This window comes from Paenibacillus macquariensis (assembly GCF_900156375.1).
GTDB classification, from domain to species: Bacteria; Bacillota; Bacilli; order Paenibacillales; family Paenibacillaceae; genus Paenibacillus_AQ; species Paenibacillus_AQ macquariensis.
Window position 1 is genome coordinate 316,016 of the sequence record NZ_FTNK01000004.1, and the last position, 21,993, is coordinate 338,008.

General features: G+C 41.5%; 15 protein-coding genes. 12 read left to right on the forward strand and 3 right to left on the reverse strand.

Going from position 1 to position 21,993, the window contains the following annotated elements:
* Window positions 1-22: 22 nt before the first annotated feature.
* The gene (locus BW961_RS10065) at window positions 23-1,189 is read left to right on the forward strand and encodes a DegT/DnrJ/EryC1/StrS family aminotransferase (protein WP_068585189.1); all 1,167 of its coding nucleotides are present in this window, start codon (window positions 23-25) and stop codon (window positions 1,187-1,189) included.
* Window positions 1,190-1,209: 20 nt separating this feature from the next.
* On the opposite strand, the gene BW961_RS10070 is transcribed toward BW961_RS10065, so the two are convergent.
* Entirely contained in the window at window positions 1,210-2,856 is a 1,647-nt protein-coding gene (locus BW961_RS10070) for a glycosyl hydrolase family 28-related protein (protein ID WP_068585184.1), read from the reverse strand.
* 101 nt (window positions 2,857-2,957) lie between these two features.
* Between BW961_RS10070 and BW961_RS10075 the strand changes: the two genes are divergently transcribed.
* Together BW961_RS10075 and BW961_RS10080 are read left to right on the forward strand one after the other, a co-directional pair.
* The gene (locus BW961_RS10075) at window positions 2,958-3,902 is read left to right on the forward strand and encodes an NAD-dependent epimerase/dehydratase family protein (protein WP_068585181.1); all 945 of its coding nucleotides are present in this window, start codon (window positions 2,958-2,960) and stop codon (window positions 3,900-3,902) included.
* Between the two features lie 26 nt (window positions 3,903-3,928).
* Window positions 3,929-5,059: an acyltransferase family protein gene (locus BW961_RS10080; RefSeq protein WP_068585178.1), complete on the forward strand. Its 1,131-nt coding sequence runs from the start codon at window positions 3,929-3,931 to the stop codon at window positions 5,057-5,059.
* Between the two features lie 88 nt (window positions 5,060-5,147).
* Here the strand turns inward: BW961_RS10080 and BW961_RS10085 are convergent, their stop codons facing one another.
* Both BW961_RS10085 and BW961_RS10090 read right to left on the reverse strand, forming a co-directional pair.
* Complete coding sequence (locus tag BW961_RS10085) at window positions 5,148-6,599, reverse strand: sodium:solute symporter family protein (RefSeq protein WP_068585175.1); 1,452 nt, start codon at window positions 6,597-6,599, stop codon at window positions 5,148-5,150.
* The gene (locus BW961_RS10090) at window positions 6,596-6,796 is read right to left on the reverse strand and encodes a DUF3311 domain-containing protein (protein WP_068585172.1); all 201 of its coding nucleotides are present in this window, start codon (window positions 6,794-6,796) and stop codon (window positions 6,596-6,598) included. Before BW961_RS10090 ends, BW961_RS10085 begins: the two co-directional genes overlap by 4 nt.
* A 237-nt stretch (window positions 6,797-7,033) precedes the next feature.
* On the opposite strand from BW961_RS10090, the gene BW961_RS10095 reads away from it, so the two are divergent.
* The 9 genes from BW961_RS10095 (at window position 7,034) to BW961_RS10135 (ending at window position 21,950) form a co-directional block, all read left to right on the forward strand.
* Window positions 7,034-8,158: a glucosaminidase domain-containing protein gene (locus BW961_RS10095; RefSeq protein ID WP_068585170.1), complete on the forward strand. Its 1,125-nt coding sequence runs from the start codon at window positions 7,034-7,036 to the stop codon at window positions 8,156-8,158.
* A 422-nt stretch (window positions 8,159-8,580) separates the two neighbouring features.
* Window positions 8,581-10,659, forward strand: a complete 2,079-nt coding sequence (locus BW961_RS10100) for a DUF5054 domain-containing protein (RefSeq protein WP_076576773.1) — start codon at window positions 8,581-8,583, stop codon at window positions 10,657-10,659.
* Window positions 10,660-10,928: 269 nt separating this feature from the next.
* Window positions 10,929-12,668, forward strand: coding sequence for a sensor histidine kinase (locus BW961_RS10105; RefSeq protein ID WP_068585168.1), 1,740 nt, complete (start codon window positions 10,929-10,931; stop codon window positions 12,666-12,668).
* Complete coding sequence (locus tag BW961_RS10110) at window positions 12,668-14,314, forward strand: response regulator transcription factor (RefSeq protein WP_068585165.1); 1,647 nt, start codon at window positions 12,668-12,670, stop codon at window positions 14,312-14,314. Before BW961_RS10105 ends, BW961_RS10110 begins: the two co-directional genes overlap by 1 nt.
* A gap of 112 nt (window positions 14,315-14,426) precedes the next feature.
* Entirely contained in the window at window positions 14,427-16,094 is a 1,668-nt protein-coding gene (locus tag BW961_RS10115; RefSeq protein WP_068585162.1) for an extracellular solute-binding protein, read from the forward strand.
* A gap of 132 nt (window positions 16,095-16,226) precedes the next feature.
* The gene (locus BW961_RS10120) at window positions 16,227-17,084 is read left to right on the forward strand and encodes an ABC transporter permease (RefSeq protein WP_068586046.1); all 858 of its coding nucleotides are present in this window, start codon (window positions 16,227-16,229) and stop codon (window positions 17,082-17,084) included.
* A gap of 18 nt (window positions 17,085-17,102) precedes the next feature.
* Window positions 17,103-17,987 (forward strand): carbohydrate ABC transporter permease, encoded by an 885-nt coding sequence (locus BW961_RS10125; protein WP_068585159.1) that lies wholly within the window; start codon window positions 17,103-17,105, stop codon window positions 17,985-17,987.
* A 68-nt stretch (window positions 17,988-18,055) separates the two neighbouring features.
* Entirely contained in the window at window positions 18,056-20,506 is a 2,451-nt protein-coding gene (locus BW961_RS10130) for a glycoside hydrolase family 38 N-terminal domain-containing protein (protein WP_068585156.1), read from the forward strand.
* 115 nt (window positions 20,507-20,621) lie between these two features.
* The gene (locus BW961_RS10135) at window positions 20,622-21,950 is read left to right on the forward strand and encodes a glycoside hydrolase family 125 protein (protein WP_068585153.1); all 1,329 of its coding nucleotides are present in this window, start codon (window positions 20,622-20,624) and stop codon (window positions 21,948-21,950) included.
* The last annotated feature ends 43 nt before the right edge of the window (window positions 21,951-21,993 follow it).

Sequence of the window (21,993 nt, forward strand, 5' to 3'; positions counted from 1 at the left end):
CAGATGGAGAGGGGAGTAACGCATGAGTATTCGTCAACCGAGCATACAACCACGGATCCTGTTATCCCCGCCGCATATTAGCGGACGTGAGCATGCCTATGTGACTGATGCATTCGAATCTGGATGGATCGCTCCAATTGGACCGCAAGTCGACGCTTTCGAGAGGGAGATGGCCACCTACACAGGTTCGAAAGGCGCCCTTGCGTTAAGCTCTGGAACGGCAGCGATTCATCTCGCACTGCGACTGGCTGGCGTCTCACAAGGAGATTACGTGATTTGTTCGACGCTCACTTTCGTAGCAAGCGCTAACCCTATTCTATATATGGGTGCTACGCCTGTATTCGTAGACTCGGAGCCAGAGACATGGAACATGTGCCCACTATCATTTCAGCGGGCTTGCCGAGATTTGGCTGAGAAAGGACTTCTGCCCAAAGCAGCCATCGTCGTCAATTTGTACGGACAGAGCGCAGATATGGAGCCGATTGCTGACATCGCCAATCGGTATGGTATCACCTTGATCGAAGATGCTGCCGAATCGCTTGGCGCTTTCTACCATGGAAAGGCAAGCGGCACTTGGGGCAGATTCGGCATCTATTCGTTCAACGGCAATAAGATCATTACGACCTCGGGTGGGGGCATGCTTGTATCGGACGATATCGATGCCTTAGAACAGGCTCGTTTCTGGTCTACGCAAGCCCGTGACAATGCCCCACATTACCAGCACTCCGAGATGGGGTACAACTATCGGCTCAGTAACCTATTGGCCGCTGTGGGTCGCGGTCAATTAGAACTTCTTGAGGAGCGAGTTGAACGGCGCAGACAAATTAGTCAGACGTACTCGGACCGCTTGGAATCTATATCGGGTCTCCATTTCATGCCGGAAGCGCCGAATTGCCGAAGCACTCGCTGGTTGAGCGCTCTAACGATCGATGAAGAGATCGTCGGTGTCTCAGCCAATCAACTCTTAGCTTGCTTGGAACATAACAATATTGAAGCTAGACCCGTATGGAAACCACTACATCTACAGCCTTTGTTCGCAAACTCCTCCTATTATCCATACTTAGGGGAATATAGCGTGTCTGATAAATTGTTCACAACCGGTATATGCCTACCTTCTGGAAGTTCTTTATCTAAGGAGGATCAGGTACGTGTGATTGAGACGATTGAGACATGTATTCAAAAGAGTTAGTAAGAGATTGTGGTTCTTGATTATTTGGCCTTCCAGCCGGTCGCACCCGTGCCGCTCTCCTTCACATACAAGGTAGTTTGCGCTGCACCATCTGTTCTCATAGCCAGACTACCGACCTGAGCGGTTACGACTCCCTCGGGAGAACCTTCCACCATGAATACTGCAGGAAGTAGTGTACCTCCAGTGAGACGAAGTGCCCGTTTGAAGTTGCCGTAGGTGGAGAACCATTCCGCAATGGAATAAGGATTGTACAAAGTGCCAAGCGACGTGCCCTGCATGGCAATTAACGTTTCGAATTCCAAAATACGTTTCACCTTTATAGCTCGGGTATCGAACACTGCCACATTGTTAAGGTGCAAGGATGGTTTTGCCACACCATAAGAAGAGACCAAAATAACCTGATTGGTACCACTATTTCGGACGATCATATTGTCGACAGTAGCCATTGTATCAGATTCCGTTGTGAATAATTGCAAAGTACTACCTATTAAGTCCTGTGCATCGATTGTTCCAACATAAAGATCTCCTCCGTCGATTCGAACGCCGCTTGCCAGTGTAGAACCGGATCCGTATATTCCTAGCGAGCCTATATGCAATCTTGGTTTGCCACCGGAGGCATTGAACGCAGCGTAGATCGCAGGACCTCCTATGCCATCGAATCGTGCACTCGCGATATCGATAAATTGTGAATAGATCGTCTGTAGACCGTATGTGGCTTTATGATCTGTGGAGCGGATAGTCAAATGGCTAATTTTTATCGTCAGCCCATATGACAACAATGCAGGTTGCAGCGTCCCACCCACACGCATGTCGAGTGAACCGATGTCGAGTATCCAGAGTCTCGCATTTGCATCCGTTAGACCGGCTGATAGATCATTACCGAAGCCAATGGTAGTCAAAGAGTCGAAACGCTGATAAAAACTGCGGGTCCCCATGAAATCGTCTGGTTCCAGATCGAGCGAGTTGGCACCGTTAAAGCCAGGAGCGCCACCACGGCTGTTATTTAGTACCGCTCTGTTGACATGAAGCTGATCTACAAAATGGATGACGAAGTTTTTTCGTCCAGCCGTTTCACAGCGCGCATAACCTATCTGTACATTGATGGATGGGTTTTCTTCCGTACCTCCAACAAAAATATTATCACCATAACAATCATGGGAGTACACCGATTCGATCCTTACATTTTGTGCAGAAGAAATAAACAAGCCATGAAGCTGATCGTTGACTGTTGATTTCACAGTGGCAGCACTTCCATCTATTTCGAGGCTACCAGATATCGTGATGTTAGAGACGTTGAAGATGACGAGAACCCGAGTGTCTGATGGGGGGTTCGAGGCAAGCACCAACTTGGATCCTGGTTCGAAGTGCAGATTGGTTCCAGTTAGCGTACGAACACACCACCAGTCTAAGATTAAAGGATTACGCATACGCCCAGAAGAGACTTTGTATACGCCGGAAGGGAAGATTACAACTTTGCGGCTGGAGGCTCCGGCATTGATCGCATTTTGAATTGCTACGGTGTCATCCTGGATTCCGTTACCTTTGGCTCCGAACGATCGGACGTTCACATAACCGTTTGTCTCAGGATCCAATTTAATAGAAGTGACTGCGCCGTCAGCAATAATGGACGTTGTCACCGAACCGTCTGGAATAGGGGAAGTTGCCATATGCATTCACTCCTTCATTCTATGATTTAGTAGTTTATGTAAATCTAGTAGAAGATGTGTGGTATAAACACCAGTCTAATCGGCCGAAAGGAGGTTTTTATTTGAAAGTATTAGTAACTGGGGGGCTTGGGTTTATTGGGTCTCATGTTGTTGATCGGCTCATAGAAGACGGCATTGAGACTGTGATCGTAGATAATATATCGGGTGCTTCCGGATCGTGTTATAGGAATCCAGCGGCAGTTCTATATGTGAACGATATTCGAGATGAGGCACTCGACGATGTTTTTGATCGAGAGAAGCCGGATGCGGTCATTCATCTGGCTGCGCAGATCGACGTAAGCGAATCACAGCGGAATCCGTTATTCGATGCTAACGTGAATATTTTCGGCACATTGAACGTACTGCGCTTGTGCGAGGTTCATCACGTTCACAAGATCGTATATGCTTCGTCGGCAGCCGTATATGGCAACCCTAAATATTTGGGAATTGATGAATTACATCCCTTCAATCCCGAGTCCTGTTATGGCATATCCAAAAGCGTCCCAGAGTCTTACATTCGGCAATTCGCCAGTATGCATGGGCTAAAGTATACGATTCTTCGTCTTGCTAACGTATATGGACCTAGGCAAAATTCGCATGGGGAAGCTGGGGTCGTCTCGGTTTTTCTGGATCGGATGAAGGCAGGCAAAAGTCTTGTTATCTATGGGGATGGTGAGCAGACAAGGGATTTCGTCTATGTTGAGGATGTGGCGCAGGCGTTTGTAGATGCGGTCTGGGCAGAAGAAAGGGTGGGCAATCAAACAATGAACATTAGTTGTGGAATAGCTACCTCGATAAATACGATTGTCGAGATGATAGGCAACATAACGGGCCGCCAAGTCCTGATAACCTATGAACAGGCAAGGTCGGGCGATATTCTTCACAGTTATTTGAACAATATGAAAGCAAAGGAATTGATGTCATGGTCCCCAGTTCATACACTTAACGAGGGGATGGAGAAGACGATTGCAGCCCGATTGACTGTAGAAAGAGCAGTGGGTAACTAATCGCAAGAATGAAAGGGGAACTCATCATGGAACGCAAAATAAATACGGAAATGTTCGTTCTGCGCAGCATTGCCTGCTTAAGTATAGCGCTGCTGCATGCCTTATATCGGGTCTATGACGACGGAAATACACCTTGGGTGGAGTCGGTGGGTCTACTGCTAACGTTCGGCACGCCGGTATTCGTATTTATTTCCCAATTCGTATTATCATTTGCTTACCCAGATGGAATACCTGCAGGATTCTGGGGGAAGCGGGTCAAGTATATTTTTCTTCCTTATATTTTTTTCGGTGCACTGTACGCAGGTTTAAAAGGATTGGACATGGCGAGCAGGGATGGTATTCCGCTTCTTAAGGCTTCTTGGTATTACCTCTGGCGTCATCTGCTGCTTGGAGATTTTCATGGCTACTTTATCCTCGTTATCTTTCAGTTTTATGCTTTGTACATCTTGTTTCAAAGGTATGAGAAGCGATTCACGCCCCGCACTATGCTGATTGTGTCGTTCGTTATTAACATAGTGTACTTGGGCTTCTTCAACTTCACCCAGCCCGCCGATACGGTAGCAGTTCAATATATCTGGGATAAAATGTATTGGATATTCTCCCCAGGGTGGATTTTCTACTTCACAGTTGCTTATTACTTGGGGCGCAATGAGACTTGGTTCCGGGAAAAGCTGAAACGGTTCCGATTGGCCGTGTACACACTTCCAGTATTAACTGGGGCGCTTGTGCTGTTCGTGAATGGGCAAGGCTGGATTACATCACATTCCTCCAAGAGAATCGATATGCTTCTATTCACATTGAGCATGATCCTGCTGCTCTTCATGGTGGCATCAAGGATGCGGAAAGTGCCGCGTGTGCTGGAGTGGAGCAGTAGGTACTCCTTCGGCATTTACTTGCTACATCCATTGCTTCTGGCTTTGTTCGTCAAACTACCATCATTCTTCGGGCTGCAAAACTTAGGACTATTCAGTGTTGTGCTGCAATTTGTCGGGTGTGTGGTAGGTTCAGCGATTGTGATGAACATAGCGAATCGTATCCCAGGTGGAGCATATGTATTCGGGCGTGTAGGGATTGGACTGAATCGGAGCAAGACAACCAAATCATCAGACACGCCCACAATTTCGAGTGTCGGGCACTCAAACCAACCTACCGTATAGCAGAGATCCTAAGGCTGTATAACTAAAAAGGCCGCTAAACACAAGGGTCTTCGTGTGATTAGCGGCCTTTTATGTGCTGAAAATAGAGTTAACGAACCGAGAACTTCCTGACAATATGACTTACCGTAATCATTACAAAGAAATTGACAGAAAGGGCAATGATTCCAACATTCAAATCTTTCGCTGCCTGTGGTAAGGATGGAAACAAGGTACCTATCGTTGCATGACTGAGCGTAATATAGGCTACGATGGCAAGTCCGCAGATGATGCCAGCGATTGCACCATATTTATTGATAACATTGTTCTTGGTTAGACTAAAGAGAAGCGACGGAAACAACTGTGTGATCAGGCTGTATCCCATGAGAATCAATGCAGACAACGTTTCGCCGCCGTTTAAAGTAAAGTAGACCGCGATAAGTGCAATAACAGGAACGAGGGACTTTGCTATTCGTACGACGTTCTGATCGGATACGCCGGGTACAAACTCCTTATAGACGTTGTTTGCGAGCAGTGTAGCAACACTCATCAATAGCATGGATCCTGGTACTAATGCGGTCAGCAGTCCAGCTCCGCCAATGACCCCAATAAACCATGGATCAAAGGTCTCGATCGACAGTCGCAGTAAAGAGAGATCTGCATCTGCACCTTCCAGTCCAGGTACTTTCAATATCGCAGTAAATCCTACAAAAAAGACGAACAATAACATGAGCGTATATAGCGGGCTGATAATCGCATTTTTTCGAAATACTTTCCCACTACGTGCGGAATAGACTGCACTGAAGACTTGGGGCCACATGTAAAACCCACTTACGAGTAATATGACTGTGGAGATGAACCACGATACACTAAGCCCCTGTTCTGGAAGCTTTAGAAACCCAGGCTTCGCTGCATTAACAGCTTCGAACATCGGTTGCAAGCCACCAAAGTAATGAATCGGGAAATAAATACCTAAGAACGCAATGATGACGATCATCAGGATATCTTTAATGACTGCAATCCAAGCTGAGCCATGTATGCCAGAGAGCATAACATAAATAGTAAGACAAATTGCGCCCATCCACACGGCAGTAGATATGGAGATTGCGCCATATGATGCTTCTGATACAATAATCCCTAACCCTTTAAGTTGCACAACGATGACAGGAATCATCGACACGACACCGACTAGTGCTGCCAGAATGCCTAACATTGGGCTCTTATACTTACTTACAAAGAAATCAGATTGAGACATTAGATTATTTTTCTTGGCATATGCCCATATTTCCGGTAGAAGCCAATATGACAATACATAAGATAATGTAATGTAAATAAGGACGTATAGAGCGGGTGCACCCTTACCATACGCCCAACCACTTCCTCCAAGAAAAGAAAAGGTCGTATAAATCTCTCCAGCCATCAACAGAAAGACGAATATAGCACCGAAACCACGTCCGCCAACCGTCCATTGTTCTAGATTCATATCTTTTCCTTTGGTCGATCTTATCCCAAGCCATATAGATAACACTAAGAATCCTAAAATGATGATAATAGCAATATTCATTCCTGTTCACCTTCTTGATTGCGGGGGTCCAACTTATACATGATACCCAAAATCACGGACGTAAGGACAACCCACATGGCCATCCAGAACATATAAAAGGGCATTCCTAATACATATGGTTCGATTCGGTTAACAAAAGGAAGAAACCCTAATATCCCGATAAAAGGAACTAGAGATAGAATATATATAATCTTCACCAACAACCCTCCACTCTTTCAAAAGTCAATATATAATACCTTACACTATTTACATATAAAATTTAAAGTTAATAGAGCATATCTTTTTTTGAAAGTAGCATTACCTCTGAATGTATAAGTCTTCACATTCATTGATTTAGTCATACATTCAAGAAGGATTTTCCAACCCAAACGTTGAATCTTGTTCATAGAGAATCGTTCTCTAACTGAACATCAAGATGGGCTGGGATAAAAAAGATGCAAGAATATGTGTTATCTGGTGGAGAAATTGTAAGACTGAAACAATATATTGAACGAAAGCACTTGGGTATTGAGCCGAAGCTACGGGCATCCATATTAGCTGATGCGGTGCATCGGATTATTGAGGGCCGTCTACCTTCTTTTCCAGATGAGGTGAAGAAGGCAGTGTGCTACGAGCTTCTTAAGCAGCATCGAGAGACGCTCGTCATTCAGACAGATGATGTGCTACAGCATTGTATGACCTTGGATTTGAGTAACGAAGATTTGTTATCTTCCTTAAGTGAATGGGTGTCTAACAGTTCTACTTTCCCTCTACAGGAAGAGATGTTCAGTGAGATTCTTCTTCAATGGTCACAGAAACAATCGTCTACTATTTCACTCCAAGCATTAGAGAGGGAATGGAGTCAGGGTCAAGAGGTTTCTAGTGTCTCTGTGGAGCTTGCGGTTGCTATGGAAGCCGAAGATACTACTGTACCTATAGTTGTTCCATACTGGAACAGGATAAGATTTAATCGTAGGATATCGATGACAATGGCGTGTATTTGTGCGATTGGACTCGTGATCATGGTGGTCCTATCAATGAATCAACAATCATCAGCACCCGCCACAAATGTAGATACGCTGAATATACAGCAGCCAATTAACAGGGCATCAAATTTAGAAGGTGGAATCCCAGAGGAACTCAAATATGTAGTTATAGATCGGAAGCGATTACAGCAATATTTGCGGAATAGGAACTCAATGTTAGCTGAGGAGCCCTATTTGTCTGAGATTATAGAAGCCAGCAAGAAATATGATATTCACCCACTCTTGTTGTTTGCGATCACTGGCCAAGAGCAGGGATTCGTTCCTAAAGATCATCAACAGGTCGAAGAAATTGCGAATAATCCGTTCAACGTATTTGGAAGTTGGGAGAGTTATAACACCTCGATTACACGGTCAGCTTCCATTGCGGCCAAGACGGTATTTAATATTAGTAGTAAGCGTCCGGGTGGAAGTCAACCCATTCAGTGGTTAAATCGAACTTATGCCGAGGACCCGAATTGGTGGAAGGGCGTCACGTGGTTCTTCAATGAGCTGAAGCGAGAGGTTGAAGATGAATCTTTCGTGTGGCCAGAGTAGGGTTCTTTCGAGGAATTCTTCTTGATTCGACGAACACCTTAAACCTAAACGGCAGAGATGCCGTTTTTTTGTTTGATTATTGTTGTCATATTCCACAGAGTGGAGTGTTTTTTGTGTTAGTACGGAAGTGGTATTTCAAGGCCACACGTACCAATGGTCTATCCTGTCAAAGTTCAAGTGGAGGTTCGCTTGGGCTTTTTTCTGAATAGGTACTGCCATTACCTTTGAAAATGTAAATAAAAGATACAAATGTAATGAACGTAAACTAGTTAGTGTCCCGTGCTAATTTTATAATAAAGATAGTAACAATGAAGCGAGGAACAATATGATAAGTACAAAATCATTGAGTTTCACCTCTAGTGAGATTCCTGATTTACTGATGTTGAATTCTTAGTAATTAAACTATATGAAGGAGTGAAATCGTGAATCAAACGATCGAAAGAGTACATGTCATTTTCAAAACGCATCTAGATATGGGGTATACCGATATGGCGAAAAATGTAGTAGATCGGTATATGAACCATTTTATTCCGCAAGCACTTGAACTGTCGGAACAGTTTGCGAGTGAAGAAGGAGACGTGAAATTTGTCTGGACGACGGGTTCATGGTTGATCAACGAATATTTAAAAGTGGCTTCACCAGATATGCGCGTACGTATGGAAGAGGCGATAATGCAAGGAAGAATAGCTTGGCATGGTCTACCATTTACGAGCCATACAGAAATGATGGATGCAGAATTGTTTGAATTTGGTCTGTCGATTTCCAAAAAATTGGATCGGAAGTACGGCAAAAGAACGATTGCCGCCAAAATGACTGACGTCCCCGGGCATACAATTGGGATGGTTCCATTGTTAGCCAAAAGTGGTATTCAATACTTACATTTGGGTGTAAATATGGTGTCCAAAAATCCGCAAGTGCCTAAAATCTTCGTGTGGCGCGCATCAGATGGGTCGGAAATCATCGTGAATTATGCTGATAGTTATGGCAAACCTTTTCAAATGGATGGACTGAAAGATGCATTGTACTTCGCACATACGGGGGATAACCATGGCCCTTCTAGTATGGAAGAAGTTCGCGAGTTGTTTGTGCAATTGCAACTTGAATACCCTGGGGCAGAAATCATGGCTTCGTCGCTTGATGCGTTTGCTGAGAAACTGCTCGAGCTTAAAAGTAGCTTGCCTATCATACGAGAGGAAATAGGGGATTCATGGATTCATGGGATCACTTCCGATCCATGGAAAGTAGCCCGATATCGCGAATTGCTCCGTTTACGGGAGAAATGGATCACCTTAGGGGTGTTAGATCCGGAAAGTGAGCAATATACTCACTTTTGCAATCATTTAATGCTTATCTCAGAACATACGTGGGGGTTAAATACATCGGTTTATCTGGTTGATTTTGATAATTATTCTGCTACAGATTTTGCTGAAGCAAGAGTTCGTGATGTCTTGGATGATACAAAGATGAAGAAATATAATTACCTTCGTCAGCTCGAAAATCCTAACAGATCGTTAAGTGTATTGGAAAGTTCGTGGCAAGAACAACGGGATTATATCGATCAGGCGCTTTCCTCGTTGCCCGAAGAATTGGCAAACGAGGCAAGACAAGAATTTGAACGTATGACTCCCGGAGAAAGTGCTGAAACGGAGAAAGGTACCGTTGCTATCGAGATGAATGAATGTTACCAGTTGGGACAATTCCATGTGAGCTTTGCTCCAGACGGATCGATCAATAAACTGATTGATCCATTAGGTAAAGTATGGGCGAACGAAGAACATCGATTAGGGACTTTCCAATATGAAACGTTTGGTAAAGAAAATTACGATCGATATTTCGACGAATATGTGACCAATTTAACAATCCACCACAGTTGGGCTGACAACGATTTAGGCAAACCAGGTATTGAGTATGTCGAGCCGAAACCGGCTCATAAACGGTACAAACCAACAGTCAGAACTCTTCATTTAGAAAAACAGACCGATTGCGATATTGTTCATGCAGAATTAAAGTTACCCCAAGATGTTTGTCAACATTTCGGAGCACCTAGAACATTGTCTGTGATTTATACTTTCCATCGGCGAGAGCCCAAGATGGATGTCGAACTGCAATGGAAAGATAAACAGGCGTGCCGCCTTCCAGAAGCGAGCTGGTTTTCTTTTGTACCGCTCGTCAATAATCCTAATCTTTGGGAGATGGATAAGCTAGGCATGCGGGTTTCCCCATTATTTGTCGTGAAAGATGGCAATCGCAATATGCACAGCGTCAACACTGGACTCTATTACGAGGGAGCGGACGGTAGCGCGGTTATAGAAACGTTGGATGCTCCGATCGTTTGTCCGGGAGAGCCGCGTTTGCTAGAATTAGACAATACTTACGCTCCGTTGGACGGAGGATTTCATTTCAATCTCCATAACAATGTATGGGGCACAAATTTTGTGATGTGGTTTGAGGATGATATGAAATTTCGATTTAGTATAACACTCCAGTCGAATCCAATATGATGGAGAAGACCCATTTACCAAGCGATGAAAGTAGTGTATCCTTTTTCTTATGCTGCTAGGTAATGGTCTTTGGATCGGGACATAAGTGATGATTTTCCGGATTATGTGTTTGTGTCAACGAAAAGAGTACCGCAGTAGATCGGGTTTCCGATTAATCTGTGGTACTTTTACTTTCTATAGAAGAACTCTAGAGGGTAACTAGTGCGATAGTCTTTTATCACTCTATAATACATATTGAGTTTTTTAGAAATCCATTGGAGGGTGTGACGATGAGGCTTCAGAAGAATAGATTCACCATTTACCCCAAATTGTTACTAGGTTTTCTAATTGCAATCTTACCCGTATATATGCTAGGTATCTTCCTTAATCATCAGGTAGCCAACAGTTTAAGGGAACAGATTCTGCAGTCCATGCAGTCGAATGTGAAGTTTTACTTATCTTCGCTTGAGAACGAAATTAGCAAAATAGATAAGTTCAAACGATCCTTAGTTGTTGATGAGGATTTAATGACTCTAGGGACTATAGCGCCTGCTTTATCAGATAATGAACTTCGAGAGAGTATATTACGCTTAGAGAGAAAATTGACACTACTTAAAGATTCCAGTTCCTATATTGCTGAAGTTAGTTTCCACATACCACTTATTAATAAGAAGATTAAGCCAGGAACTTATGAAGATGGGGTTCCTTTAGATTCATTAAATCAATTTAGAACTAAAATGCAACAACAGTTATCTCCTTTATTATGGTGGGATAATAAATTATTACTTAGCTCTTATTATCCGGAAAGTGCTTTTTCTAATCGGGTGCCTGTTTTTTTGATTGAAATAGAGATCGATCAAAATATGATTCTCAAAGATTTGAGAAATATGGTAGATCAAGGCGAAGCCATTATTTTTTTTAACAAGGATAATAAGTATATCTCGAATAATAGGCTAGGTGATGTATCGGATGAGATTCATAGTCTTTTAACTCAGAAGAATAGTAGTAGTAACGATCGAGCAATCATTGAGAATAAGGGCAAACGATATTTAGTGTCTTTACAGAGATCACCAATCTACGATTTCACACTTGCCATCTATACGCCAGAATCTGTAATTATGAGAGATTTTGATAAGTTTAACATCTTATTTTGGGTGTTGTTCGTTCTATCTATTCTTGTTATTGTGATGTTTTCTTATTGGATATTTAAAACGATTCGTAATCCCCTTCGTAACATGCTTATTGCATTTCGTAAGGTCGAGCAAGGTGATTTGTCGATTAGAATTTCACAAGTGAGCAATGATGAATTTCTTGATTTATCAGATCAATTCAATAAAATGGTGAATCAACTGCAATCGTTAATTCAAGAAGTATATGAACAACAGATACGTACACAACAATCTGAGCTTAAGCAGTTACAATCTCAGATTAATCCTCATTTCCTATATAATAGCTTTTTTATTTTACACCAGTTGATTGAATTTGAAGACATGGATAATGCAAGGAAATTTGTTGGGTATCTTGGGGATTACTTTCAGTTTATTACAAGAGATGCTAAATCGGAATTGCGACTTAGCCAAGAAGTTAAACATTCAGAAGCATATGTGAATATTCAGTCCATGCGATTTGGTGATCGAATTCGAGTCAACTTTGAGCCGATTCCAGAGCAGTATGGTTTAGTTCATGTACCTCGATTGATCTTACAACCGATAATTGAAAATGCTTTCGAGTATGGACTAGAGACCAAACCTTCAGAAGGTGTGCTACATATTACGAATTTTGTTCGTGATCATCTACTTTATATTCGATTCGAAGATAATGGTACATTATTGACGGAAGAAAAATTGGAGCACTTATCAGACATGTTTGGGATGAATTCAGTTGGGCTGGAAATAACGGGGATCCTAAATGTTCATCGACGGTTGCAAATTAAATTTGGCCGATCAGCAGGACTAGATGTGTATCGTAGTGACTTAGGTGGACTGGGAGTTTTGATGAAAATACCTTTGATGGAAGAAGATGAGACATAATGTATCGTTTATTAATCGTTGATGACGAACCACTAATTATGAATGGACTTGTTAAACTATGCAGCCGACTCACAGAGATTGAACTGGAAGTCTATTCGGCTTCTTCTTCACAAGAGGCGTTGATGTGGCTTGGACGAACCAAAATGGATATTGTATTGTCTGATATTCGAATGCCAGGAATGAGTGGATTGGAACTTCATCAGGAAATCATTAAACAATGGCCGAAGTGTAAAGTTATTTTTCTAACAGGTTATAGTGACTTTTCCTATATTCAACAAGCCATACGCCAAGGTGGCGTTGATTATATTCTGAAAACGGAAGGCAATAGTAAGATTGTGGAGACTATTACTAGAGTAGCGAGAGATCTTGATGAAGAACGGTTATTGGATTCATTGTTAATTCAATCCAAGCAGAAGGAAATGATAGTTCTTCCTTATCTACAAAAACAATACATGAATGAATTGGTACAAGGTGATCTGAAAGCAGTAGACTCTATTCAAGAGAAATTTGCTGAATTACAAATTCAGTTGGACGATAGTGTGCCGTGTTTATTGGTAATCGCTCGAATTGATGATTGGAGAGAACTACATAGTTCAACGGACCGTGCTTTATTTCATTATGCGCTGGACAATATTACAAGTGAATTATTATCCCCTCTTACTAAGATGTTATCTATGAATTTTGGGAAAAACAAAATGGTATGGTTTATGCAACCGAATGATTCAACACGATCACCTGAGGGTTGGACAAGAACGATACTCTTTGTACGCGAGATGTTAGAGGAAATTCAACAGACTTGTCTAAAATTATTGAAGTTACCTATATCTCTAGCATTGGCATCTGATGCGGTTGCATGGACAGAAGTTCCTCAAAAATTTGAACTATTGAATCTATTGTTCCACAGTGGATTAGGCATAGGTAAAGAGCTTATTTTACTTGAGCCCAAGGGCATGACAATACGTCAGGAGAATCAAGGTGAGCTTCGTTTAACGACGATTCATTTTAACAAAATCGAGTATTTGAGAGCTTGCATGGAGAATGGACAGGATAATTCCTTTTTTGTTACTTTAGAAGAACTGCTATCCTTTGCTTCCCTTGCGGGTCCTTTTCCAAGCGATATACAAATGGAGTTATATTTCTTACTTGTATCCGTATTCCTGCCCCATGGCCTACAGCATTCTATAAGTAACGCTCCGTCTAATGAAGACCTAGGCCGATTCACACAATTTGAGCGGTACGAATCGTGGCACCAAATTTGTGAGGAATTTATGCTCATTTCCAAAGGCATATTTGAACGGAAAATGGTTGGTATGAACATGCAAGAACATGAATTGATTAAAAAGATTCAGAATTATATTACGAGCCATATGTCCAGTGATATATCTTTAACGAAAATTGGAGAAGTTGTTGGCCATAATCCGTCCTATTTGTCGAGGGTTTATAAAAAGCTGACTGGACAAGGACTATCAACATATATCAATGAAGTTAGGTTGGAGAAATCCAAGTCTATGTTAGAGCAGAATCGTTTAAAAGTGAATGATATATCCATGGAACTTGGCTTTCTATCTTCGCAGTATTTTTATCGTTTCTTCAAGAAGGCGACCAATCTAACTCCTCAAGAATACCGAGATCTCAAGAAAAATTAAAATGTGTAAATAAAAGATACTAATGTAATGAATGGAAACTAGTTTGTGTCTCACGGAAATTTTATACTAAATGAGTAACGAAGAGAATTTATTTAAAAAGGGGGCTTCAAATATGAAGGGTAAGCAAAGTTTAAGTTTCATTCTCTCAACTCTTTTATTAACATCTGTTATTCTTTCTGGTTGCGGAGAGAATAAAAATGTAAAATCTGAAGGTGCAAGTGAAGCTAAACAACAGGAAACAACAATAAATCCACTAGGTAAGTATGATCCTCCAATTGATGTGACGGCAGCGAAATTTATCACGCAAGATGTCAAATACCCTGATGGACAATCGGAAGAAAATAATGCTTGGGAATCCCTTTATAAAGAAATGGGAATAAATCTGAAATATGATTGGATTGTTAAAGGAACAGATGCACAATATTTTCAGAAATTGAACGTTACCATTGCCTCAGGAGATATTCCTGATTTAATGATGGTGAATTCTACACAATTAAAACAATTGGTTGAAGCAGATATGCTAGAGGATATCACAGATGCCTATAACCAGTATGCTACACCAGAAGTTAAGAGTATATTTGAAAAGGATAAGATGGCTTTACAATCAGCTGCTTTCGATAATAAGCTCTATGCCATTCCGAAAACTGAACCTATGATCGGTGGACAAACACCCGTTTTGTGGGTACGTACAGACTGGTTGAAAAAGTTAAACTTACCAGAGCCGAAGACATGGGAAGACGTTTTAAACACTATGAAAGCGTTTACCACGCAAGATCCCGATGGTAACAGCAAACAAGATACATTCGGAGTTGCATTAAGCAAGGAAGTCGTTAATGGCTATCCTTCAGTAAATGGATTCTTTAACGCATACGGAGCATATCCGCGCATCTGGACGAAAGACTCTTCAGGAAAACTTATTTACGGTAGTATTCAGCCTGAAGTGAAAACTGCGCTTGCTCAATTAGCCGATATGTATAAAGCCGGAGAATTGGATAAGGAATTTGGTGTTAAAGACGGATCAAAAGTTGCTGAATCCCTAGTGAACGATCGTGTAGGTCTTCTCTTTGGACCTAGTTGGGCAGTTCAGTGGCCTTTGCAAGATAATAAAAAGAAAAATAACGAAGCAGAATGGAGAGCGTTAGCTATACCTTCTATTGATGGGGGCGATGCTGCTGTACAAATGCCGTTTGGTGCATCATTCTATTTCGTTGTGAAAAAGGGAGTAACACATCCGGAAATCGTGATAAAAATGGCGAACTTATTTACGGAGAAGTTATATGGTCAATCAGCTGATTATTTGAAGTATGGTGTAGATGCCGAAGGTATTACTACTGCGAAATATTCATTTGTTGATTTGGCTGCACCGGATAAGGATTTAAAGCGGTCACAGAACGTTGCGGAAGCGCTTAAAAACACAGATCCTTCAAAGCTGAATCCAGAAGAAAAATCAACTTATGATAAAATCATTACCTTCCAACAGGAGGGAGATCTGAATTTCTATGGTGAGACTTATCAAAGTGGGCCTGATGGCGCTATGATGGTTCTGCAAAAACTATGGGATGGAAAAAAGATCGTGTCTGAGGGATATGGTGGTGCACCGACAGAAACGATGGGAGAGAAAAAGGCAACACTTGATAAAATGGAAACAGAAATTTTTACCAAAATTATTTATGGTGCAGCATCCATTGATTCATTCGATAAGTTTGTAGAAGATTGGAAGAAGCTGGGCGGAGAACAGATTACTAAAGAAGTTAACGAGTGGAATGCTTCACAAAAATAATGTCCAAGGAGAAGGGGGGAGTAGGAAGTTAACAACTTGCCCCCTTCGATATTGTAGAGAACATGATTGAATAAAAAGGAAGTGAACATCTTGTTGAAAAAGGGATTTAAAAGGCAACTTCCACTACACTTGATGTTATTGCCGGGAATTGTACTTGTATTTATCTACTGCTATATCCCTATGGTTGGGGGAATTATGGCTTTCCAGAAGTTCATCCCATCAAAAGGGTTATTCCATTCCAAATGGGTGGGGCTAAAGAACTTTGAGTATTTATTCAGTATGCCAGATTTTTATCAGGTATTATGGAACACCGTGTTTATCGCTATTTTGAAAATTATTTTTGGATTAATTGTACCTATTACGATTGCTATTCTTTTGAATGAAGTGGGTAAAAGTGTCGTTAAAAGATGGGTTCAAACCTTAATTTATCTACCTCATTTTTTATCGTGGGTTATTTTGGGTGGTGTGTTGATTGATATCTTATCACCTTCATACGGATTGTTAAATCAATTTTTAGGTATATTCTCGATCAAACCCATATTTTTTCTTGGTGATAATCAATGGTTTCCTTTCACGATAGTTCTCTCTGACGTATGGAAAGAATTTGGTTTTAGTACGATCGTCTATTTAGCGGCATTGACAGCTGTTAATCCGAGTTTGTATGAAGCTGCGGTAATTGATGGAGCCAATCGATGGAAACAGACGTGGAACATTACAATTCCAGGTATCCTGCCAATTATTGTGCTAATGACTACATTAAGTTTAGGAAACGTTCTAAATGCGGGGTTTGACCAAGTATTTAATTTATATAGTCCGCTTGTATATGAGAGTGGGGATATTCTGGATACACTAATCTATCGAATAGGGCTAATTGATGGACAATATGGTGTGGCTACTGCACTCGGCTTGTTCAAATCACTCATTTCATTTGCGCTTGTATCCATATCATATTGGCTTGCTTACAAGATTGCAGACTATAGAATTTTTTAGCATAGGGGGTGCGCCATTATGGTAGAAGGAAAATCACTAGGACTTAAATTGTTCCGAATCTTTAATTACACCTTATTAATCTCGCTTGCCGTGGTATGCCTAGTTCCACTAATTCATATATTAGCAGTATCTTTAAGCTCGAATGTTGCCGCAAGCGCAGGGATTGTGAAACTGTGGCCCAAGGATCTGACTTTCAAATCGTATGCGTTTGTTCTATCTAAGGGCGAGTTTCTCTTATCCCTTTGGATATCTGTTAAACGTGTCTTGATAGGTACCGTGGTTAGTATGCTATTGACGATATTAATTGCGTACCCTCTTTCAAAAAGTGGTAGAGAACTCAAATTTAGAACAGGATATGCTTGGTATTTTGTATTTACAATATTGTTCAGTGGGGGATTGATTCCCTGGTACATGACGATTCGTACTACAGGATTATTAGACTCGATCTGGGCTTTGGTACTACCCAATGCAGTACCTGTATTTAATGTGATTCTATTATTGAATTTCTTTAGAGGACTGCCAAAAGAATTGGAAGAGGCTGCATTTGTTGATGGATCAGGGTATTGGAAAACCTTATGGCGTATATATGTTCCATTATCGATGCCATCGATTGCAACCATTGGGTTATTTACAATTGTGAGTCATTGGAATTCTTGGTTTGATGGCCTCATTCTAATGAATTCACAAAACAACTATCCATTGTCGAGTTATTTGCAGACCATCATTGTGCAATCCAGTCTAACGAATATGTCCGCGGAGCAGTTGAAAAATCTAGCATCCGTATCAGACAGAACCGTGAAATCAGCTCAAATTTTTGTTGGGGCATTACCAATACTTGCATGCTACCCATTTCTTCAGAAGTATTTTGTAAAAGGTATGGTTCTTGGTGGAGTAAAAGGATAGATAACAAAATAATAAATAATATACGGAATCTATAGAAGGTTATCTATATAGATGAAAGGGAGATATTTATGTTGCAAGGAACAAAACCGTGGAAAATTTATGCAATACATCATTCGCATACCGATATCGGATATACAGAGCGCCAAGAAAAGATTCAACAATATCATGTTGATTTTATTCGTCAAGTACTTCATATTTTGCGTGAAATTCATTCGGGTCGGCGGCCGGAATGGACAGGATTTAAATGGGTATGTGAGACATTTTGGCCGGTCGAAACATTTTTGGACAAAGCATCTGATCAGGAAAAGATAGAATTTGAAGAAGCTGTACGGCGTGGAGATATTGGGCTTTCTGGAACGTATTTAAATATGAGCGAGTTGATTGGAAAAGAGCTGCTTGAATCTATGATTCAACGTATTCGTGATTATGGGGAATCGATTCAAGTACCTGTGAAATCTGCGATGACTGCTGATATTACGGGATTCAGTTGGGGATATGGTCAAGTTTTACTTGATGCAGGAGTTCAAAATTTAATTACTTGTATTCATGCGCATCATTCCATGTACCCGTTATGGAAGAAACAACAGCCGTTTTGGTGGGAGATGCCAAATGGAGAGCGCTTACTGACATGGAATGGGGAACATTATGTGTTTGGTAATGACCTTGGATTAATTCCTGGTATTGGTGGATCTTATACGATTAAAGATGAATTCGATACAAGCAAAGGGATAACGTTTGAAATCGCGGAAGTACGGATTCAGCGGTATATTGACCGATTACAAGAAGATGGTTATCCATTCTCATTTGCACCAGTCATGTTTTCTGGTTTGCCAACAGACAATAGCTCTCCTAATGTACAGATGATGGGTTTTGTGAATCAATGGAATGAGAAACATGGTGATCGAATTTGGATAGAGCCTTCTACACTGGATGAATTCTTCACTGAAGTTCGCGAACATGCGGAGAACCATCCGAATGATATTCCAGTTCATCGTGGGGATTGGCCAGACTGGTGGACAGATGGTGTAGGTTCAACACCGAAGCACGTTCAGGTATTCCGGGAGGCACAACGCGTCTATCAAAAAGTGAAAAGACTTGATCCGAACCGTGAAATCGTATCATCAGAGTCGATGAAAGAAATGGAATATCAGCTTACTCTATTTGCAGAGCATACCTGGGGTTATCATTCCTCAGTTACAGAGCCTTGGAATCCCTTCGTGCAAGAATTGGGGCTACGTAAAGAAGCATTTGCTGCGAATGCAAGTACTTTGGTACATCGTGCGTTATATGACATTCTTGAGCAAAAGGGGGATGCACTCCTTTCTCCGGATCGACCTATGCGATTCAAGTTGCATAATCCCTATCATTATACACAAGAAGATGTCGCTCATTTCATTATGGAAGGATGGCATTACGACCTAATTAAAGATGGATTTGAAGTTCGTGATGAAGGAAGTGGTGAACTGTATTCTGCGCAACTTAGAGTAGCACCCCGAGGTGTTATCGTCAGTATTCCGGTTGTACTTCAAGCAGGTGAAGAGAAAACAATCCATATTCAATCTGTTAAGAGTGGGAAAGTAAAGACGGCATATCGTGACGATTATGTTGGTTCGGACCGAATGATGGATATCGATGTGTCACACGCGAAGCAAGCATTTAAGATGACATCAACCTATATCGATACGCCGTTTGTAAGAATAGAGTGGTCCAAAGGTGCAGGTATTACATCTTGGGTAGATAAACGCACTCAGAAGGAAATGCTACGGGGCGATCGTAATCATAATGCCTTTACGCCGGTATATGATGTGACCCATGCTTCAAAGATTGAAGACATGTATGAAGTACGTCGAAAAATGGGCCGTAATCGTAAAGGACCTGACGCGGTTACTTCAATAGGTATCCTAACAAGTGCAGAGGTTATTACACAAGGGGATGTTTATGGCACGGTTCAACTCACATTTAAGGTAGACGGGTGTGCTCATTATTCATTACTTATCACGGCGTATATGGATCGACCTCGTGTTGATGTGGCCGTTAGAATGCATAAAGACAGCGTTTGGGATCCGGAGAACTTATATATTTCGCTACCCTTTGGAAGTCCAATGACAAGTGATAGTGAAGAATTGTGGATTGATAAGATGGACGCATTAGTGCGTCCGCGAAAAGACCAATTAACAGGCAGCTTGGCAGATTACTACTGTTTAGGCGAAGGTATCGCTTACGTAAAAGAAAACAACGGTATAGCCATTGCGATGCCGGATACACCACTAATCCAGCTAGGCTCGCTTAAACATGAGTTCCGCTTGCTGAATGGTGATGAAAAGTTAGATCAGGATCCAGGTCATTTATATTCTTGGGCTATGAATAATTATTGGGAGACGAATTTTGCTGCGACTTTGGGTGGATTCTATGAGTTCCGCTATCTCGTTACATGGGGTGAGGAGTTAAATTCTCCTGAAGCAGCTATGGATATATGCCGCAGTATGAATGCCGGAATACTATCTTGGAGAATTCGATAATTGAGGGCATCGGTGAGGATATTATAGTCGGCGGAAATTCAGAAGCATTCCTTATGACCAACTTGAATGTTGTTTCAAACAAATAAAATTGTAGGAGAGAGGAGAATCTTGCGTCGTGAAAGATCATCGATTACCACAAATCGACATACCTAAATTTCCATTGCCTCACACCATTCAAGAGGTTTTACAAGAGGTGGAGCAGAGACTTGTCCATCGTCCAAAGCTGAGTCGATTATTTCGGAATTGCTTTCCAAATACATTAGAAACAACAACAAAACTACTAGAGGATGGTTCAACCTTTGTAGTTACAGGGGATATTCCCGCCATGTGGCTTCGAGATTCTGTAGAACAAGTTATTCATTATGTTCCTTTTGCCATAGACGATGTAGCGTTGCAACGTATTCTAGAGGGAGTTATTAAACGTCATATGTTCTATATTCAAATAGATCCGTATGCTAACGCGTTTAATGAAACATCTAACGATTGGCATTGGAATTCTGCAGATGAGACAGAAAGTTCTCCATGGGTATGGGAACGTAAGTTTGAACTTGATTCCATGTGCTTCTCGTTCCGACTTGCATACCAATACTGGAAAGAAACAGGCCGGACAAGCATATTTGATGAACATTTTAAGATTGCATTGAATACCATGCTGAGAGTATGGTGTGTTGAACAACAACATGCTGTACTTTCAGAATATCGTTTTCAACGACATAATGGCATTATGATTGATACCTTGCGGAAACAAGGGCTTGGAATGCCTGTAAATGATATAGGGATGATCTGGTCGGGTTTTCGACCTAGTGATGATGCATGTGATTTTCACTTCAACATTCCAGCTAACATGTTCGCTGTAGTGACACTTCGACAGATGCAAGAAGTTGCCCGTGATGTCTATCGGGACGAGATTTTAGTTGCCGACATGGCTCAATTGGAAGAAGAAATTCAACATGCTATTGAATTATATGGAATGGTTGATCATCCGAAATATGGCCGGATGTATGCTTTTGAGACAGATGGTTTCGGCAATCACGTCCTTATGGATGATGCAGGCACACCTAGCCTCATGTCAGCCCCTTATATTGGGTATGTTGATGCAAATGATCCTGTGTATTTAAATACTCGCGCGTTTATATTGAGTGAAGATAATCCTTATTACTATAAGGGAGAAATGATAAGTGGAATTGGAAGTCCACATACACCACCGGATTACGTATGGCCTCTTGCTTTTTCAATGCAAGGATTGACGGCTGTGGAACCGGATGAAATTTTGCAAATGATTCATTTGCTAGAATCGACAGATGCAGACACTGGATTTATGCATGAGGGATTTCATAAAGATGATCCATCGATATTTACACGCGACTGGTTTGCCTGGTCGAACAGTCAGTTTGCGCAATTGGTATGGAAGGCATTGCAATTAGATATTTTAGACAAAAAGTGATGGTATCATTATCGGCGATTGCGTTTATTAAGTACAAGAATTG

Excerpts from the sequence above, each read along its gene's own strand:
- BW961_RS10065 (WP_068585189.1), top strand. The coding sequence starts at position 23 with ATGAGTATTCGTCAACCGAGCATACAACCACGGATCCTGTTATCCCCG.
- BW961_RS10070 (WP_068585184.1), bottom strand. The coding sequence starts at position 2,856 with ATGGCAACTTCCCCTATTCCAGACGGTTCGGTGACAACGTCCATTATT.
- BW961_RS10080 (WP_068585178.1), top strand. The coding sequence starts at position 3,929 with ATGGAACGCAAAATAAATACGGAAATGTTCGTTCTGCGCAGCATTGCC.
- BW961_RS10085 (WP_068585175.1), bottom strand. The coding sequence starts at position 6,599 with ATGAATATTGCTATTATCATCATTTTAGGATTCTTAGTGTTATCTATA.
- BW961_RS10095 (WP_068585170.1), top strand. The coding sequence starts at position 7,034 with ATGCAAGAATATGTGTTATCTGGTGGAGAAATTGTAAGACTGAAACAA.
- BW961_RS10105 (WP_068585168.1), top strand. The coding sequence starts at position 10,929 with ATGAGGCTTCAGAAGAATAGATTCACCATTTACCCCAAATTGTTACTA.
- BW961_RS10110 (WP_068585165.1), top strand. The coding sequence starts at position 12,668 with ATGTATCGTTTATTAATCGTTGATGACGAACCACTAATTATGAATGGA.
- BW961_RS10115 (WP_068585162.1), top strand. The coding sequence starts at position 14,427 with ATGAAGGGTAAGCAAAGTTTAAGTTTCATTCTCTCAACTCTTTTATTA.
- BW961_RS10120 (WP_068586046.1), top strand. The coding sequence starts at position 16,227 with ATGTTATTGCCGGGAATTGTACTTGTATTTATCTACTGCTATATCCCT.
- BW961_RS10125 (WP_068585159.1), top strand. The coding sequence starts at position 17,103 with ATGGTAGAAGGAAAATCACTAGGACTTAAATTGTTCCGAATCTTTAAT.
- BW961_RS10130 (WP_068585156.1), top strand. The coding sequence starts at position 18,056 with ATGTTGCAAGGAACAAAACCGTGGAAAATTTATGCAATACATCATTCG.